Genomic DNA, 670 nt, shown 5'->3' with positions numbered 1-670 from the left:
CAATCCACGAGGTCGCAAAGACCTCGACCTTGCGTCTGCTCTGGGTACGGTATATGCAACCCTATTTCAATCCACGAGCTGTATAAGCCAGGTCTTGCTCTATAAACAGTAAATAAATACAACTAATATATCCTTTCAGCATTTACTAACAGCCAACATAAAGCTATTCAATAGACATACTTGTTTTTCAAACCAAAAAGATTTAATATCAGTATACAGTATAACATTACCAATAGGAATCCTGCAACATTTCAAAATAGAAGTTCGCGGACATTATTTCATTTCATACATTCGGATGTTCCGCCGCGGCATAGTCAAGTGCTGAAGCGTGCCTCCCCGCAAAGCGCTGAACGGAGTACCATACCGGCCGCTGCCCTGTTCTGTACTCCGGAGGGCCGGCCGAGGATTTCCTCTGCGGATGCCGCCGTTGGGGAATTCGCTGATGCTTATGAAGTTTTGGTGCTGTTTCTTAAAGCTCCGGGAGGAGGCTTAGCCTGAAACACGGCAGCTGTCTGAGGAGCCTGCGACGAGTTTCTGCCGTATCAGGGCTGCTAAAGCTTCCTTCCGAAGCTTTTAGAAACTGCCCAAAACTGAGTAGCATCAGCGAATCCCCAATGGCGGCACCCGCAGAGGAAATCCCCGGCCGGCCCTCCGGAGTACAGAACAGGGC

It is taken from the genome of Clostridium sp. KLE 1755, assembly GCF_000466465.2.
Classification (GTDB): Bacteria; Bacillota; Clostridia; order Lachnospirales; family Lachnospiraceae; genus Eisenbergiella; species Eisenbergiella porci.
Note: the sequence above shows the minus strand (reverse complement) of the source record.